Consider the following 15765-nt stretch of genomic DNA (forward strand, 5'->3'; position numbering starts at 1 on the left):
AGCTGAAAACATGATGGCCTAGTTCTGAAAAATTTATAAACGATTACAACTATAAAATAACGCAATGGAGCGCGTATGTACGCCTATACAGTCGAACCACTGTATGTCAAAAGCGGTCAGGAAGTGATTGCTGCGGATTTCTATCGTCCTCAACAGATTGACAAACCAGCTGTGATCCTGATGGCTCATGGCCTGGCTGCTATACGTCATTTTAAACTGGTACAATATGCCCAACGTTTTGCCAGTGCAGGTTATGCGGTGGTTCTGTTTGATTATCGCTATTGGGGAGGCAGTACCGGGCGTCCGCGTGAATTGGTTTCAATCAGTGCTCAGCTTGAAGACTGGCGTACAATGATTCAGCATTTGCAGGCACGTAAATCCATTGATGCTAAACGGATTGTGTTATGGGGAACAGCATTGAGTGGCGGGCATGTACTGACATTGGCCGCAGAACTAAAAAATATTCAGGCGGTAATGGTACAGGTACCCTTTGTTGATGGTACAGAAAGTGCCAAACTTTATCCTTTGCAGCAATTGCCTAAAGCCCTGAAGATTTCCAGTCAGGACTATATGGGGGCAAAGGTAGGAATGGCGCCCAAGACCTTGCCGGTAGTTGATCGTCATGAACTCTGTTTTATGCCGACACAAGACAGTTATGAAGGGTATCTATCCATTGTGAATCCAGATTATTACTGGAGTGGTCATATCCCAGCCCGGGTATTCTTTAAATTAATGCGTTACCGTCCTATTCAGGAAGTCCGAAAAATCACTATTCCTGTCCTGTTTATTGCAGCACAACAAGACAGCCTGATTCCCATTGAAGCCAGTCGGGAAACCGCAACCAATATTGCACCATTTGTACAATATCATGAGTGGAATATGCGGCATTTTGATATTTATCATGGTGAATGGTTTGAAAAAGCAGTCTCGACCCAATTAGAATTCTTACATCAACATATTGGAGTGCGCTAGATGATCATTGTATGCCCGAATTGCCAGGCTAAAAATCGTGTGCCTGAAGAAAAATTAACGGCCGATCCAGCATGTGGTCAGTGTCATCAAGCTTTAGTTCCATTAGCGCCGATTGAGCTAAATGAACAGAACTTTAGTCAGTTTGTCACCCATAGTGATCTTCCCATCCTGATTGATCTATGGGCAGACTGGTGTGGTCCATGTAAAATGATGGCACCGCATTTTGCTGCTGTAGCAAAAGAAAATCCACAAGTGGTATTTGCTAAAATTGATACCGAAGCGAATCCACGATTAAGCTCAGCATTTAATGTACGTAGTATTCCGACGCTGGTTTTGATGAATAAAACCAATGAAATTGCTAGAATAAGCGGTGCATTACGTTCAAGCGAACTACAAAAGTGGCTTGATCAGCAGTTAAATAATGCTCAATCCTAATTTAAAAAGCCTGGAGTTCAAGTGACAGATTCTCATATTAAACCAGAGGGAGTACTTTCCCTGCAGACGATTGCAATGCCTGCGGATACCAACTGGAGTGGAGATGTATTTGGTGGCTGGATTGTTTCACAAATGGACTTGGCGGGAGCAATTCATGCAGAGCGCTTTAGTAAAGGACGCTGTGCAACGATTTCGATTAACCAGATGACCTTCCTGGTTCCTGTGAAAGTCGGCGATGTCATTAGCTGCTATACCAAAATTCTAAAAGTCGGTAATACTTCAATCCAGATGCAAATCGAAGTATGGGACAGTCATGATAACTCACGTGCACCTGTACGCGTGACTGAAGGGGTATTTACCTTTGTCGCAGTGGATGTCAAAGGCAATAAACGTCCAATTCCGGATGAAGCAAAACAGAAATTTGCAGAATCTCAGCAGAACTCATAATTCTTTAAATAAAAAATCCCAGATCAATGATCTGGGATTTTTTTTGTCTGTATTGAAATTAGCCTGGCTTCAACTGATTCTTGGCAATCCAAGCCCAGAGCATCTCGCATTGAATTGGTGCTTCACCAGATTCATCGCTTACGATTACTTGTACCAGTGTTTCACCTTTTTCTGAACTTTGCATCAATTGCTGCTGTTCAGGAGTCAACGTAGCCACCGCAGTCATGGCACCTTTGGTTGGACGCTTAAAGTCCACTTTTAGGCTTTTAATTAGAACCACTGCGCTATCAGGTACATTCATCGCAGTCACAAAGCCGGTTGCTGTTTCTGCCAGCAGTGCCATCGCACAGGCATGAATCTGACCGATATGGTTCTGCATGGCCTTATGATTGGCCATACTCACCACAACTTTGGATGCACTGACTTCCTGATAGCGAATCTTGGCAGAACCGACCATCGGAACCACTCGGCCAAAGGTCTTACTCAATAAAGCAGTACGTATACCTTGCGGTAATCTTGATGTCGCTTTGACCAGTTTGGTCAGTCGGTTGCTCTTTGCCATAATTCCATCTACAGACGTTGAGATATCTTAGTCTTTAAAGTTGTTGAACTGTAAAGGCAAACCGAATTGTTGTTCTTTCAGGAATGCCATGACTTGTTGCAAGGTATCGCGTTTTTTATCAGTCACACGAATCTTGTCGCCCTGAATTGAAGATTGCACTTTAATGCCGCTTTCTTTAATGGCCTTATTAATTTTTTTCGCCGTATCTGAGTCAAGGCCATCTTTAAGCTTGATCACCTGAACTACATTTTTGCCTGAAGCGGTCATTTTTTGTGGATCTAGTGCCTGAATATCTACTTTACGCTTGAAGAAATGGTTTTCCAGCATGGTATACACTTGCTCACATTGGAAATCACTTTCTGTGCTAATTTTAATTTCCTTGTTTTTTTCATTTAGTTCAATAGAAACATCCTGTCCACGGAAATCGAAGCGGGTTGCAATCTCTTTTTGGGTATTTTGAACTGCATGATTTACTTCAAAAATTTCTAATTCAGAAACAATATCGAAAGAAGGCATAGTTTAGACCTTTACAAAGGGAAAGAATATCTGAGATGCTAGGGATGTTTTCTTCATTTGCCAAGTGTTGTTTACATCAAAGGAGTGCGCAATGATCCGTAAACAAGAAATTACAACATTTGAGTTCCCAGAAAATGCTGTAATCTGGGATGTACGAGATGCAAGTGCTTATGCTGAAGCACACGTGAAAGGGGCGGTCAATCAGCCCATTAACGATCTTTCAGCAGATAGCCTGACTCAGGTGTCAGCGGATCAACCGATTTACATTTTATGTGGTGGTGGGAGTAAAGCTCCGCGTGCAGCTGAAAAGTTAGAGGGTTTTGACAGCTCACGTGAATATGTCATCCTGATGGGTGGTACTCGTGCTGCTCGTGATGCAGGTATGCCACTGGAACAAGGTGCATAATTGACCTTGTGAAAAAAAGCGCCTAAGGGCGCTTTTTTGTTGTCTAGATTTCTTCAAAGCCCCTTTTTTTAAAGAGGGGGTTAAACTCTTTCTAAAAATCTCTCCCTTGCGGAACAGTGTTCCTCACCCTTTATTAAAGGGAGGAGCTCTTTAATCTTGAGGCTTAAAATAAGGCTTCTTGGCTTTTACCTTCTTTTGAAAACGTGTCACGTCGAGTTTTTTTATCAAGTTTGAAGGTGCGGGGCAGGCTTCCCCTAAAATCTGGGCTGCCAGAATTTCACTACACAGTGGTGCGAACAGAAAACCTTTAGAGCCGAGACCCGCAAAACTGTAAACTTCTTGATCCACATTCATCTTACCGAGCAAGGGAAAATAATCCTGACTCTGTGCGCGTACCGCTGCTCGACCTTGCCAAGTTTCGGTAGATGGTAATAATTGTGCATATTCAGGAAAGACACTGTGGATAAGTTCATAATTATGCACATGATCTTCTACTAAGACTTCTGCATCATCCCGGCCTGGATAGAATGAAGCACCCAAAATCAGTTGTTCGGGATTGAGCTGCATACAGTAACCGCCGTAACTATAGGCTGTATCCTGATTTAAAGGCTGATCTTGATTATTGACCCAGCTGACCTGTCCGCGAATCGGTTTCAAGACTGGATAATTTTCAAAGAATTGCTGGGTATCACGTGCAGTACATACAACGATGTGATCAAACTTGCCTAAGAATTGCTGCTCTGCAAATAACTCAGGTTGAGTAGTAGTTTCAATACGGTTAATTTTAGCCTGTACATATTGAATAAGAGGATGCTGCAAAATTTCATCACGCAGTTGATGAGGTGAAACTGCGCCCGCTGCTAATAGTTTTAACGCTGGAAATTCAGTTTGAATCTCTTGGTCTGCGGCACTTTGAGCAGCAAGAATTTCTGCGGGATATTCATCTGCCAATCCTAAAAGCTGTTCAGGATTTTTTAAGGCAAGCTGATTGACCTGAATTGAGCGAAAAGCTTTAAATTTCTGATAATGATTTAAGGCATGCTGCCAAGCCACCGTCATCAGATGTTCAGCACTTTGCTCAACTGGACACAGTTTAGGATTGAGCAGGGCAAGGGGATTGCCGGAACCACCTGAAAGAGGCGCTGACTGGTCGTAAATCGTGACTTGATGACCACGCTGAGCGAATGCCCATGCTGCACTTAAACCTGCGATTCCAGCGCCAATCACAGCGATTTGACGAGGTCTGGTAGGACTCTCTAGGTCTGATTTAGTTTTTTTTTGAGTAATTTCTTGTTCTAAAGCCGTTTCACTGTCTTTATTTTCTTCAACAGGATTCCAGATCGCTTTCAGCATTTCACGTTTATGCCCAAATCCACGTGGACGGGAAATGGAGACTCCATGACGTTTTAAACCACGCTTTAAGACACCCGCAACACTGAAAGAAGCAAAAGTCGTTCCGGTCTCGGATAAGCGCACGATATTATTTAAAACATTTTCTTCCCACATGTCCGGATTGCACGAAGGCGCGAAGCCATCCAGAAACCAGGCATTAACTGGTGCAGTTTTTTCAATGACAGGAAAGACATCATGTGCATCTCCCAGCCACAGATCTAGACTGAAACGCTCTTCAGGAAAGTTAAGACGATGACAACCAGCAATCGGCATTGGATACTGGGAGATGAGTTGATCTGCGAGTGGTTTCAATTCTGGCCAGGCATTTAAGGCGCGGATTAAATCTGCTTTAGAAAGTGGAAATTTTTCTACTGAAATCGCATGCAGATGACTTTGATTATCCGGACGAACCTGTTGCCAGAGCTGCCATAAAGCCAGAATATTTAAACCCGTACCAAAACCCGTTTCGCCGACACAGAAATAAGCAAAAGGTTTTAAATCAGCCAGGCGGGTACTAAGGTCATTACCATTTAAAAAGACATGCCGGGTTTCCAGCAATCCATTGTCTTTGGAAAAATACACATCACCAAATTGCTTGGACACAGGCACATCAATGCCATCCACCAATTGCCAATCCAGATTGGCAGTTTGAATTGCATGCGACAAAACGGGTACAACCTTAAAGATATTCGGAAGGCTTATAGATTACCACTGACGGCGACGTTTGGTATAAACATAGCTCGCAATCAGAAAGCCAAGTAATACACCGACTGCCAAAGTTGCCGCGCCGTAGAGAAACATCTGGGCACTACGTTCACTTTGCAAGACCTGTACCTGAACCCCGAGATTGTCATTCTTGAGCTGCAATTCCTGATTTTGTGACAGGGCTTCCAGATTGGCTTTTTCCAATTGCTGTAGACGCGTTGCCTGATCTTTGACTAAAGCTTTGACTTTGGCATCTTGCTGGGCTTTCTGCTTGGCAATTTCTTCTGCAGTGAGCGGTTTTTTTTCAGTTGGCTGAACTGTCTGAGCTGTTGTCGCAACTGCTGGAATAATTCCAGCCTGCTGTGCAGAAGCACCCTGAGCAGGTGCTTGTGTGGTAACAGCTTGAACAGGAGTAGCTGCTGGCTGTGTAGCCGGGGCAGCAACTTCAACAGCCCAGGCAGAAGGAATCATGAAACAAAAGCCAATGAAACTGGCGGTAACAGCGCGCATGAACCTTATCCTTTAGGAAATGCTTTGTTAAATGGCTTCACATCAATATGCGCGTATACGCCTTCTTTCAGGAATGGCTCATCCTGTAACCATGCATCCAGTGTTTCACGACTGTCAAAATCAACGATGATGGTACTGCCATAGAAACCGGCTTGAGGATTGGCTGGATCTTTAGGCATGGCACCTGCAACAATCAGACGACCTTCAGCATCTAACTGTTCCAAACGTGCAAGATGTTGTGGACGAATCGCAAGGCGTTTTTCAACTGTACCTTCCTGGTCGGTACAGCTAACGACGAATAATGGCATGATGACTCTCTATCGTTTGTAGTTGGACTTATTCAGCTGTTCTAAAGTATTTGCGCAATACAATAAACTGAATAATGATAAAGGAAAACATCACAATCATGTCACCGAATGCAGTAAATTCGCCCCAATATTTTCCATCCATCCATAAATAGGCGAAGAAAGTATGCAGAAATGACATGAGAGTAAACATACCGACCCAGGCATAGTTTAATTTGAGCCAGCCTTTGGCACTCAAATTGAATACCGGTCCAAACAGACGCTGGATGAGTGGCTTCTTATCTTTGCTAAACCATGGCGATAATAGGAAGACACCAGCGAAAACCAGATTCAGTAATACAGCTTTAAGACGGATATAGAAATCGTCGCTGAGCATCAAGGTAATACCACCGAAGATCACCGTCATAAACAGAACGATCCATTGCTGTTTGTCCAGACGGAATTTTTGCATGACAAATAACACACCATAGACCACCAGCATGGAAATGATCAGACCCGTAGTTGCAACGAGAATATTGTTATTGTCGACACCCCCCGCAGAACCGATCAATTGTAAAAGTTGATGGTCAGTGTCTTTTGGATCTACAGTTTTATATAAATAAAAGAAAATAATGAGTGGCACAAAGTCTAAAAGTGCTTTCATGTTAGAGTATCTAAATCTGATCAAATAAATGTCATAGTATAGAGATGCACGGCGTAGATTTACATACACATAGTAATATTTCTGATGGAACTTTGAGTCCTCAGCAATTGGTCGAAGCGGCTGCGGGCAAATTCATCCATACTTTGGCCCTAACTGATCATGACACCATGGACGGTTTGGAGCTGGCTGAAGAAGCTGCCAAAAATCATGAGATTAAGATAATTTCTGGAGTCGAGATTTCCAGCCAGTGGTCACGTCCAGCGACCAAGAAAAATTATGGTGTACATATTGTGGCACTCAATGTTCAGAATCCTGAGCCGTTACAAAAAGCCCTCAATCAGCAGAAAATTATTCGTGCTGAACGCTCTAAGCAGATCTGTGATCTTCTGGTTCCTTTAATTGGTCAGGATATTTATGCTGACGTGATTGCCAAAGTTGACAATATTCCTGATCGGGTTACCCGAACCCATATTGCCAAAACGCTGGTAGAAAAAGGCATTGTGACCCGTCCCCAACAGGCCTTTGATAAATACATCAAGGAAGGTAAAAAGGCCTATGTCAAATTTGATGGTCTGGGTCTGGAAGAAACCATTCAGGTGATTCATGACAGCGGTGGCTTTGCCGTGTTGGCGCATCCGACCCGTTATGATTTATCCGCGACTAATATTCGTTATCTGATCGAGATCTTCGCCAAGTTTGGTGGAGATGCGGTTGAGTTGCCACCCGCTATTGATCCAAGTTCAACCCGTCAGATGATCGACCGGATGATTGCAGAGCAAGGCCTTAAAGTATCAATAGGAAGTGATTTTCATGGCGACAATATGCCTTGGGTTAAACTGGGCCAAGTCCCAAGCCTAAAACCGGGACAGGTTGGAATTTGGGAGAGTTTTGTTTAATGCGTTAAGCAGTAGTCGCAACACTGCTACCCATCCCAACGTGAAGGAATTCTCTCTTTTGATAAGAGAGATAATCTATTAAAGCAAATTATTATCTCGAGCCTGAATCGGCGGAGGTGTCGGTTTACCTAGAGTTCCCAAGAGTTCAATTTCAATAGTACGCACCATAGAATCAAGTGGTAAGTCATTGCTTTGGGTGCCAAAAGGCTCTTCGATTTCTGAACTTAAAGCGTCCAGTCCTAGGAAGGTATAAGCGAGAATGCCGACCAGAAAAGGAGTGAATAAACCTAATGTGGCACCAAGGCTAAACGGCAGAATAAAACAGAAGAAATAAACAGTACGGTTCAGCAGAACCGAATAAGCAAAAGGTAAGGGAGTTGTCGCAATCCGGTCACAACCTGTCTGCACAATACTGAGTTCCGCGACATGATTATTCATCTGCATATAAATGATGTCAGAGATTTCACCTTCTTTGAGAGCCTGCATCAGCTCCCATTGAATCAGGCTCAAGGTATATTGCGGTGCATTGGCCTGTTGATAGAGCTGGGTAATTGCCTGCTGGCTCATCCCACTGGTTTCCACCAGTTCAGTTGGATTGGCTGTCTGATGGCGTAGACGGTCACGCAGGACATTTGCGAAAACGATGACGTGCTGAATCACACGTTCACGACGGCCTTGAGACAACATCCGGCAGTCCCGGTCAAAATGACGTGCATTGGCAATCAGAATACCCCAGAGTTTACGTGCTTCCCACCAACGGTCGTAACAGGCAGTATTTTTAAATCCGAGAAAGATAGACAGTACTACGCCGATGAGGGTAAAGCCAACGAGAGGGAGTTCTGGAAAATGAAAGTAACCTACACGTGAAAAACCACCAATAATGGCTGAAATCAGCATGACCACGCCTAAAGGAGGTAAAACCTTAGGTAAAATCGTTCCTCGCCAGGAAAATAATAATTTAAAAACGTTCAGCTGGTCACGTACGATCATTTATTGGAATCATCACAATTTTTTTCATGATCTTCTTGAGTTGTAGCTGCTTTGTCAAGTGCTATTCCCCCTTAGACTTCAGGTTTGATGAGTTGCTGCTCAGCAAAGGAAAAACTGCCTTCCAGAGCAATGATGCAATGATCAATTAAACGGATATCGACCAGTCGACATGCCTGCTGAATCTGGCGGGTCAGATACAGGTCAGCTTTAGAAGGAGTGGCTTGGCCCAAGGGATGATTATGCGCAATCACAATTGAAGTTGCCTGTTGGGTAATCGCATATCTGAGCAACTGATTAATCGAAATATCACATGTATTCACAGAGCCATAAAACAGCTTTTTAAATGCAATTTTCCTTAAACTGGCGTCCAGACACAGGACCGCGAACACTTCCTGATTTTCACCCAATAATTCGAAACGTAAATAATCCCGCAGTCTTTTTGAATTACTTAATTCTAAGGCATCCTGCTTAAGATGCTCGGCAATATAACGCCGTCCTAATTCTTTAACCGCCATCAGTTGGGTATATTTACTGATGCCCATGCCATGAAACTGACTGACTTCTTTTAAAGGTGCATCGAGTAAAGCAGTTAAATGACCAAAATGTTGAATCAGTAGCCGTGCTAATTCTACGGCTGAATGCTGTTGTGAACCTGATCGGAGAAAAATGGCCAGCAGTTCTGCATCAGATAAACTTTCTGCCCCATATTGGATTAAACGTTCCCGCGGCCGTTCCAGTTCAGGCCAGTTTTTGATTGAAAATTGCATAGTTATTAGACTTATTTATTATGAATTATGAGTTTTCCCTGAAGCTGATCTCTTGGGAATGCAATTATTTAATGCTATTGTGAGCCCCACTGCAACAGAAAGGTAAGCTGTTCGTGAGCTTTGATCTAAGTGTAATTCCTCATAAAAATATCATTTTAGCAGTCACTGGCGGTATTGCTGCCTATAAAAGTGCCATTCTAGTTCGTCGTCTGAAAGATGCCGGGTTTAATGTGCGGGTTGTCATGACTCAAGGCGCACAGGCTTTCATTACTCCTTTGACCTTTCAAGCTTTGTCAGGCAATCCGGTACATACCGAGTTGCTGGATCCTGAAGCAGAAGCGGGCATGGGGCATATCGAGCTGGCACGTTGGGCTGATCTGTTATTGGTAGCGCCAGCCAGTTGCGACACGCTGGCAAAATTTGCTGCAGGTCTTGCAAATGATTTGCTCAGCACTTTGTATCTGGCAACCAATGCACCGGTCTGGGTCGCACCAGCTATGAACCAACAGATGTGGGCTGCCAAAGCGACACAGCGTAATCTGGCGACTTTAATTGATGATGGCGTGCATGTGATTATGCCGGATGCCGGTTCACAAGCTTGTGGTGATGTAGGCTTAGGCCGTATGCCGGAACCGGAAGATCTGGCACGTCAGGTCACAGAGTATTTCCATAAAGCTCAGCGCGCGATTGCAGAAAAATTTGGCATGCTGGCGGGTAAGCAAGTAACCATTACAGCTGGTCCGACTCGTGAAGCGATTGACCCGGTACGTTATATTTCCAACCACAGTACCGGGAAAATGGGCTTTGCATTAGCCGCGGCCTGTTATGCAGCTGGAGCGAATGTCACCCTGATTGCTGGTCCAGTGAGCCTAGATACACCAAATGGTGTCAAACGTAAAAATGTTTCTTCTGCAGTACAAATGTTGAATGAAAGTATGCAGATGCTTGAGCAGGGCTGTGACATCTTCATTGCGACCGCTGCAGTAGCTGATTATCGTGTCGCACAGGTAGCCGAGCATAAAATCAAGAAAGCAGGCGATGAGCTGAATGTCGCTTTAATAAAGAATCCGGATATTGTGGCGACCATCGCACAGCAGGAAAAACGTCCATTTATGGTAGGCTTTGCTGCAGAAACCCGAAATATTGAAGAATATGCAGCGGGTAAACTGGTGGCGAAAAAACTGGATATGATTGCCTGTAATGATGTTTCGCGTGCGGATATTGGCTTTGCATCCGATGAAAATGCCATGACGGTATTCTTTGCCGAACACTATCATCTGGATAAGCGTGATCTGGACAAGGCCTCTAAACAGGAAATTGCCCAGCAGTTGGTTGAAGCGATCCATGATGCCTTGCACCATGATCCTGCTGCAGAAGATGATTTTTAAGTTTTCAATGACGGTTAAAGCCCTGACTGATTCAGGGCTTTTTTATAGGGTTTTTACCATAAAGTTAAAAAGCCAGTACAACATAAAAATAAAAACGACTTTATAGACTAATGATTTATTTATTCATTTATTTAAAAAAAGTATAAAATGGATCACAGAATAATCCAAAGATGAAAAGTTTTACACATCTGTAAAGCAGTGAGAGAACACAAGGGGGCGGGATGAAAAAAATCATAATGATATTGATGATCGCCTGTCTGGCTGGATGCAGCTATTTTGTATCAATTGATGAACTGGCCAGAAATATTCAAGGACAAATGCAGCAAGAATTTAATGCCAATCCGAATTATCAGCATTATCGTCTGACTGTGGTAAATGTAAAAATCCGCCATCGCAAAGGCAATGAGTTTGACGCAGTTTCACATCTGAATTATCAGGGCAATGAATATCCCATTAACGTCAAAATTTCAAAGGTGAATGGTGGTTATAGCTGGGCTATTGAAGACGATGCTTTTGCCTTTATCGATGAAATCGAGATTGAAAAATATCGTCAGCAACTGGATCGTGAACTGGAACAGTTGGCCTCATCACTTGATGATCTGGAACCTGTGAATGAGCCTACCAGTATTGAGTTAGGGCCAGATGTCCGTCCAGTTACAGAACCTGTCCTGCAAGCGGCTTCCTATGATGAAGAACCGATTCCGGTGGGAAATATTACAGCCTATACCCACTAATTTTTATTTTAGGTCATTAAAAAGCACCGGATCTCGGTGCTTTTTGATTTTAAGGCTGAACTTGATGTTCACGCAGATAATCTTCAGTGCGCTGCATGGCTTCCTGAATATTCAATAATGCTGTTTCTACATCTTTTAGCGTTTTGGCATTGCCGCCACTTAAAGCCTGGCGCCATTTACGTGCACCTGGTAAGTTCTGAAATAAACCTAAAATATGACGGGTAATAATCGACAATGGTGCACCTTCAGCCATACGTTGGGCAATATAAGGCAGCATTTGTTGCATGATCTCAAAACGGTCTGGTGCTTCGAGATTCCATAGTTGACCCAGCTCAGCTAAAAGGTACGGGTTGTGATAGGCTTCGCGGCCAATCATCACGCCATCGACATGCTTGAGATGTTCAAGCGTTTCTGCATAAGTTTTAATTCCACCATTAATTTCAATGGTCAGTTCCGGACGGTCCTGCTTCAGACGGTAAACATCTTCATAGCGTAGTGGCGGAATTTCACGGTTTTCTTTAGGTGAAAGACCTTGGAGTAAAGCAATTCGGGCATGCACAATAAAGTTATCGCAACCGGTTTTGGCGACCGTATCCACAAAATGCAGCATCTCTTCATAAGAATGCATGTCATCAATACCAATGCGGTGTTTCACACTCACCGGAATATCAACGGCATTACGCATTGTATCAATACATTCTGCGACCAGATCAGGTTCGGCCATCAGGCAGGCACCGATTTTATTATTCTGTACCCGATCACTCGGACAGCCGACATTCAGGTTAACTTCGTTATATCCCCAGTCCTGAGCCATTTTAGTACAAGTTGCCAGATCTTGAGGATTTGAACCGCCGAGCTGTAACACAATTGGATGCTCTTCTTGATTGAAGTCCAGATGCCGTTTGGCATCGCCATGAATGATGGCGCCTGTCGTCACCATCTCGGTATATAAAATGACATTTGGATTAAACAGGCGCGCAAAGAAACGATAATCTTTGGTGGTCCAGTCCATCATCGGCGCAACACTGATGCGAGGTTGAAGTTTGTTTTCAATGGTGCTGAGATCAGTCATTCAAAATCACGCCTTAAATGAAATGGAAGAGAAATAGCAGTACTAGAATAAGCAGGAGTTGCTGGAAATCTGCTCAAAAAAAAGCAGTACTGCAAAAAGAGGGCGTAATACTAGCATAAAATTTGCATGACCAAAGGCTGAACTGCATGAGGATCTATAACTGTCATTCCAATAAAGATATTTAACAAGAGAAACTGTGGGAATTGAAAAAATAAACTCCCAGTCATTCTGCAATGCTATATTTTGAGATATTTAAGATTAAGATAAAGAAAACGAGATAAATAAGGAGAATAACGATGCTCATGTTGGAGGAGATTTATAAAAGCAAAAAACCTCAGCATTCAGACTATTTTAATTTACGGATTCAACGGGGACTTAGCTGGTTTAAAAAAGCATTAGAGCTGGATGAGGAACTAGAGTTTAAGTTTATTAGCCTGTGGATCAGTTTTAATTCGATTTATGCACAAGAAACAGAGGTTCGTCAGGATCAACAAAGCCTGCATCAATTTCTAGAAACTCTTTGTCAAAAAGATGTGGAACAAAAACTTCAGCATATTGTCTGGGAAAAATATAGCCAGCCAATTTCTGCGCTGCTGGATAGCCCTTATACCGATCAAGGTTTCTGGGATTATCGTCATCATAAAGTCAGTCTGGAAAGCTGTCGTGAAGCATTAGACCAGCAAAAACAAAAAATACAAAAGGCTGTACAGGAACAGAATTTAAGTGAAATCTTATTGGTGATTTTTAACCGTCTTTCCACCTTGCATTATCAGCTTATGCAGGGCGGTGCGACTTATCAAAGTTCATTTAATATAAAGCAGCTCCAAGACAGTTGCCGGGTTCTGGCCGGGTTGCTGCCCACTTTTATCTGCATTCTTTTGGAAAATGCAGCAACTTGGGATTCGGGTAAACCTTATTACCCAGTCGTACAAGTCAGCTAAATTTGTTTAAGCTTTTGCTCGATGCTGCTGCCATTGATCCATCAGCACGAACAGGATAGCGCATAGCGCCAAGCCAAGTCCAAACAGACAGGTCATGCTCCAGCCACCATGATGCCAGGCATATACCCCCAAGGCAGAACCACAGGCACCACCAATGAAATACAGCGTCATGTAAATAGAGTTCAGGCGTGATTTGGCATCCGGGCGCAAGCGGAAAATCACGTTCTGATTACAGCTATGAGTAATCGCCAGACCTAAATTAATCAGGGCATAACCCAGAATATAACTGAGCAGAGATACGCCACCAAAATATAAAAATAGCCAGCTTCCTGCCAGAATTGAACAGCCAATCCAGGTCAGGATCTTGATATAGCCACGATCCGCCCATTTGCCAATAACCTGAGTTGATAGCGCACCGAAAACACCAACTAAGGTTACTAAGCCCACCATCACATCAGATAGATGAAAAGGTTTTTGGGTCAGTAGCAGGGCAATGGTTGAAAACAGCATGCTCATGGCTGCAAAGGCACATGCACCAATCAGGGAGCGTAAGCCCAGTCGCGGTTCCTCACGCAGTAGCGTACCCATGGATTTAAAAATCGCTGCATAACTGATTCGCATACGCGGCATGCTGGGTAATTGTCCTTTTAAGTAAAAGCCCAAAACCAACAGTGCCATACTGCTGAGCGCATAAATGGTTTTCCAGTGAAACAGGTCTGAAAGCAATCCGGCAATACTGGTCGACAATAAGATACCGACTAATAAGCCACTCATGAGAAAACCGACCACTTCTCCGGTTTTTTCAGGTCGGACAGCCATCGTAGCTAAAGGAATCAGAATCTGGGCAGCAACAGAAAATAGCCCGGCAATAATAGTCCCCACCCAGAGCATCGGCAGGTTGACTGCTGTGGCACAGATCAGCAAACCTAAGGCGGCACCAAACATCAAAAAAGGAATGAGTCTGGACTTATTCAGCATGTCTCCCAAAGGCACAATAAACAGCAGGCCCAAGGCATAAGACACCTGCGCAAAGGTCACGGTCAGCGCCACTTGGGATTCTGGTACCTGATAATATTGCTGAATTGAGGAGATAAGCGGTTGGCAATAATAGTTTGCACCTGCACATAAACCACATGCGATCGCCATCAGCCATAACAGAGATTTATTTTGACTGATATCGAGAGGAGGAGTCATGGCAAGTACCTTAAGCTCAGGGAGAATTTTTATAAAGAACATCAAAGATGATGCGTAAGTTGCAGGCACTATAGGCGAAAACCCGTCAGGATAAAAGGAGAAAAATAGTGCAAAGTGCTCGAACTAATATAAGAGAAATGCCACAAAAAAGTACGTTTCTGAATTGAGAAGAGATGAAAATTCGCTAGAAATTTAACTTTTTCACTTAAGAAAATGTACGTGGAAGCGCTTTGTATTAAGTCATCTCATTTAAGACCAAGTGACAGAGATCAATCTGAATCAGTGATTGCCCAAAATTGGTGCAAAATGAAGAATTTGTAAATCTGACAGTGGACTGAGTATTAATATAATAAATGTTGCAGAATATTTTTTTCACCTATTTCAAGCAAGTCTTAAGACTTGAGCTGAATAAGTCAAATAAGTGAATCCCAAATCAATTTTTTCATCATCAATTCATATTTTTTATGAGTCAAAAATGAAAAAGTTATAGGAAAACAGTATTTTTAGTTCTTAAAAATGAACATTCCAAAGTAGATTAAATTTGTCAAAAAGGTCAAAAACAGAAAACTGCCCTAGAAAAGTGCCTTAATTTAGGCTTTATCAGTTCATTTAAAATAAAGATTTGCTAAGTAGAAAAAATGAAATATCTGTCAGAATGATCAATGTAACAAAATAAAACAAAAAGTAATCTAATAAAAAATAACCAGAAAAACAGTCATCGTTCAAGAGAATGAATATCGTTTATAAATTCAGCAAATCAAAATAATCAGGCTGAACTAATAAATGCTATATGACAGCATCATTTTTATGAATCGTCAGTTCAAAATATGGGTATTTATTAAATAAATAATAGGTAGTAATTTCTAGAAGTTTAATTAGAATCCAAAAAT

Annotated in this window: 18 protein-coding genes; 8 read left to right on the top strand and 10 right to left on the bottom strand. The window is 42.8% G+C overall.

Features of this window, described 5'->3' with window-relative positions; genetic code table 11:
- The first annotated feature begins 75 nt into the window (after positions 1 to 75).
- From AC4MCC_RS02500 to AC4MCC_RS02510, 3 genes are all read left to right on the top strand, one after another.
- Positions 76 to 972, top strand: coding sequence for an alpha/beta hydrolase (locus tag AC4MCC_RS02500; RefSeq protein WP_491885650.1), 897 nt, complete (start codon positions 76 to 78; stop codon positions 970 to 972).
- Positions 973 to 1407 (top strand): thioredoxin TrxC, encoded by a 435-nt coding sequence (trxC, locus tag AC4MCC_RS02505; protein ID WP_004783672.1) that lies wholly within the window; start codon positions 973 to 975, stop codon positions 1405 to 1407.
- Positions 1408 to 1482: 75 nt separating this feature from the next.
- The gene (locus AC4MCC_RS02510) at positions 1483 to 1854 is read left to right on the top strand and encodes an acyl-CoA thioesterase (RefSeq protein WP_171523022.1); all 372 of its coding nucleotides are present in this window, start codon (positions 1483 to 1485) and stop codon (positions 1852 to 1854) included.
- A gap of 58 nt (positions 1855 to 1912) precedes the next feature.
- On the opposite strand, the gene AC4MCC_RS02515 is transcribed toward AC4MCC_RS02510, so the two are convergent.
- Positions 1913 to 2416 (bottom strand): DUF4442 domain-containing protein, encoded by a 504-nt coding sequence (locus AC4MCC_RS02515; RefSeq protein WP_395526840.1) that lies wholly within the window; start codon positions 2414 to 2416, stop codon positions 1913 to 1915.
- A gap of 27 nt (positions 2417 to 2443) precedes the next feature.
- A complete protein-coding gene (locus tag AC4MCC_RS02520) occupies positions 2444 to 2932 on the bottom strand; it encodes a YajQ family cyclic di-GMP-binding protein (protein ID WP_004783667.1) in 489 nt (162 codons plus the stop codon).
- 91 nt (positions 2933 to 3023) lie between these two features.
- Between AC4MCC_RS02520 and AC4MCC_RS02525 the strand changes: the two genes are divergently transcribed.
- Entirely contained in the window at positions 3024 to 3338 is a 315-nt protein-coding gene (locus tag AC4MCC_RS02525) for a rhodanese-like domain-containing protein (RefSeq protein ID WP_005233835.1), read from the top strand.
- A gap of 150 nt (positions 3339 to 3488) precedes the next feature.
- On the opposite strand, the gene mnmC is transcribed toward AC4MCC_RS02525, so the two are convergent.
- The 4 genes from mnmC to AC4MCC_RS02545 are packed head-to-tail and all read right to left on the bottom strand — an operon-like array spanning position 3489 to position 6893.
- A complete protein-coding gene (gene mnmC, locus AC4MCC_RS02530) occupies positions 3489 to 5396 on the bottom strand; it encodes a bifunctional tRNA (5-methylaminomethyl-2-thiouridine)(34)-methyltransferase MnmC2/FAD-dependent 5-carboxymethylaminomethyl-2-thiouridine(34) oxidoreductase MnmC1 (RefSeq protein ID WP_491885651.1) in 1908 nt (635 codons plus the stop codon).
- Between the two features lie 39 nt (positions 5397 to 5435).
- Positions 5436 to 5945 (bottom strand): SH3 domain-containing protein, encoded by a 510-nt coding sequence (locus AC4MCC_RS02535; RefSeq protein ID WP_419365681.1) that lies wholly within the window; start codon positions 5943 to 5945, stop codon positions 5436 to 5438.
- 5 nt (positions 5946 to 5950) lie between these two features.
- Positions 5951 to 6253 (bottom strand): YciI family protein, encoded by a 303-nt coding sequence (locus AC4MCC_RS02540; protein ID WP_491885652.1) that lies wholly within the window; start codon positions 6251 to 6253, stop codon positions 5951 to 5953.
- A gap of 28 nt (positions 6254 to 6281) precedes the next feature.
- Positions 6282 to 6893, bottom strand: a complete 612-nt coding sequence (locus AC4MCC_RS02545; protein ID WP_491885653.1) for a septation protein IspZ — start codon at positions 6891 to 6893, stop codon at positions 6282 to 6284.
- A 44-nt stretch (positions 6894 to 6937) separates the two neighbouring features.
- On the opposite strand from AC4MCC_RS02545, the gene AC4MCC_RS02550 reads away from it, so the two are divergent.
- Positions 6938 to 7789 carry a PHP domain-containing protein gene (locus tag AC4MCC_RS02550; RefSeq protein WP_419375152.1) on the top strand — a complete coding sequence of 284 codons (852 nt, stop codon included), beginning with the start codon at positions 6938 to 6940 and terminating at the stop codon, positions 7787 to 7789.
- 78 nt (positions 7790 to 7867) lie between these two features.
- Here AC4MCC_RS02550 and AC4MCC_RS02555 read toward each other — a convergent pair whose 3' ends face one another.
- The gene (locus tag AC4MCC_RS02555) at positions 7868 to 8779 is read right to left on the bottom strand and encodes a bestrophin family protein (RefSeq protein WP_419375151.1); all 912 of its coding nucleotides are present in this window, start codon (positions 8777 to 8779) and stop codon (positions 7868 to 7870) included.
- A gap of 71 nt (positions 8780 to 8850) precedes the next feature.
- Positions 8851 to 9546: a RadC family protein gene (radC, locus tag AC4MCC_RS02560; RefSeq protein ID WP_491885654.1), complete on the bottom strand. Its 696-nt coding sequence runs from the start codon at positions 9544 to 9546 to the stop codon at positions 8851 to 8853.
- A gap of 113 nt (positions 9547 to 9659) precedes the next feature.
- Between radC and coaBC the strand changes: the two genes are divergently transcribed.
- Both coaBC and AC4MCC_RS02570 read left to right on the top strand, forming a co-directional pair.
- Positions 9660 to 10934 (top strand): bifunctional phosphopantothenoylcysteine decarboxylase/phosphopantothenate--cysteine ligase CoaBC, encoded by a 1275-nt coding sequence (gene coaBC / locus AC4MCC_RS02565; protein ID WP_419375149.1) that lies wholly within the window; start codon positions 9660 to 9662, stop codon positions 10932 to 10934.
- 221 nt (positions 10935 to 11155) lie between these two features.
- Positions 11156 to 11668 carry a hypothetical protein gene (locus tag AC4MCC_RS02570; protein ID WP_313659511.1) on the top strand — a complete coding sequence of 171 codons (513 nt, stop codon included), beginning with the start codon at positions 11156 to 11158 and terminating at the stop codon, positions 11666 to 11668.
- Positions 11669 to 11717: 49 nt separating this feature from the next.
- Here AC4MCC_RS02570 and dusA read toward each other — a convergent pair whose 3' ends face one another.
- Entirely contained in the window at positions 11718 to 12740 is a 1023-nt protein-coding gene (gene dusA, locus AC4MCC_RS02575) for a tRNA dihydrouridine(20/20a) synthase DusA (protein ID WP_419375147.1), read from the bottom strand.
- 296 nt (positions 12741 to 13036) lie between these two features.
- Between dusA and AC4MCC_RS02580 the strand changes: the two genes are divergently transcribed.
- Complete coding sequence (locus AC4MCC_RS02580) at positions 13037 to 13681, top strand: hypothetical protein (RefSeq protein ID WP_419375146.1); 645 nt, start codon at positions 13037 to 13039, stop codon at positions 13679 to 13681.
- 6 nt (positions 13682 to 13687) lie between these two features.
- On the opposite strand, the gene AC4MCC_RS02585 is transcribed toward AC4MCC_RS02580, so the two are convergent.
- Positions 13688 to 14875, bottom strand: coding sequence for an MFS transporter (locus AC4MCC_RS02585; protein WP_491876540.1), 1188 nt, complete (start codon positions 14873 to 14875; stop codon positions 13688 to 13690).
- Positions 14876 to 15765 lie beyond the last annotated feature (890 nt).

Source organism: Acinetobacter sp. CAU_H_56, from assembly GCF_058599425.1.

Coding starts and splice junctions, on each gene's coding strand:
- AC4MCC_RS02500 (WP_491885650.1), top strand. CDS start 76: ATGTACGCCTATACAGTCGAACCACTGTATGTCAAAAGCGGTCAGGAA.
- trxC (WP_004783672.1), top strand. CDS start 973: ATGATCATTGTATGCCCGAATTGCCAGGCTAAAAATCGTGTGCCTGAA.
- AC4MCC_RS02510 (WP_171523022.1), top strand. CDS start 1,483: ATGCCTGCGGATACCAACTGGAGTGGAGATGTATTTGGTGGCTGGATT.
- AC4MCC_RS02515 (WP_395526840.1), bottom strand. CDS start 2,416: ATGGCAAAGAGCAACCGACTGACCAAACTGGTCAAAGCGACATCAAGA.
- AC4MCC_RS02520 (WP_004783667.1), bottom strand. CDS start 2,932: ATGCCTTCTTTCGATATTGTTTCTGAATTAGAAATTTTTGAAGTAAAT.
- AC4MCC_RS02525 (WP_005233835.1), top strand. CDS start 3,024: ATGATCCGTAAACAAGAAATTACAACATTTGAGTTCCCAGAAAATGCT.
- AC4MCC_RS02535 (WP_419365681.1), bottom strand. CDS start 5,945: ATGCGCGCTGTTACCGCCAGTTTCATTGGCTTTTGTTTCATGATTCCT.
- AC4MCC_RS02540 (WP_491885652.1), bottom strand. CDS start 6,253: ATGCCATTATTCGTCGTTAGCTGTACCGACCAGGAAGGTACAGTTGAA.
- AC4MCC_RS02545 (WP_491885653.1), bottom strand. CDS start 6,893: ATGAAAGCACTTTTAGACTTTGTGCCACTCATTATTTTCTTTTATTTA.
- AC4MCC_RS02550 (WP_419375152.1), top strand. CDS start 6,938: ATGCACGGCGTAGATTTACATACACATAGTAATATTTCTGATGGAACT.
- AC4MCC_RS02555 (WP_419375151.1), bottom strand. CDS start 8,779: ATGATCGTACGTGACCAGCTGAACGTTTTTAAATTATTATTTTCCTGG.
- radC (WP_491885654.1), bottom strand. CDS start 9,546: ATGCAATTTTCAATCAAAAACTGGCCTGAACTGGAACGGCCGCGGGAA.
- AC4MCC_RS02570 (WP_313659511.1), top strand. CDS start 11,156: ATGAAAAAAATCATAATGATATTGATGATCGCCTGTCTGGCTGGATGC.
- dusA (WP_419375147.1), bottom strand. CDS start 12,740: ATGACTGATCTCAGCACCATTGAAAACAAACTTCAACCTCGCATCAGT.
- AC4MCC_RS02580 (WP_419375146.1), top strand. CDS start 13,037: ATGCTCATGTTGGAGGAGATTTATAAAAGCAAAAAACCTCAGCATTCA.
- AC4MCC_RS02585 (WP_491876540.1), bottom strand. CDS start 14,875: ATGACTCCTCCTCTCGATATCAGTCAAAATAAATCTCTGTTATGGCTG.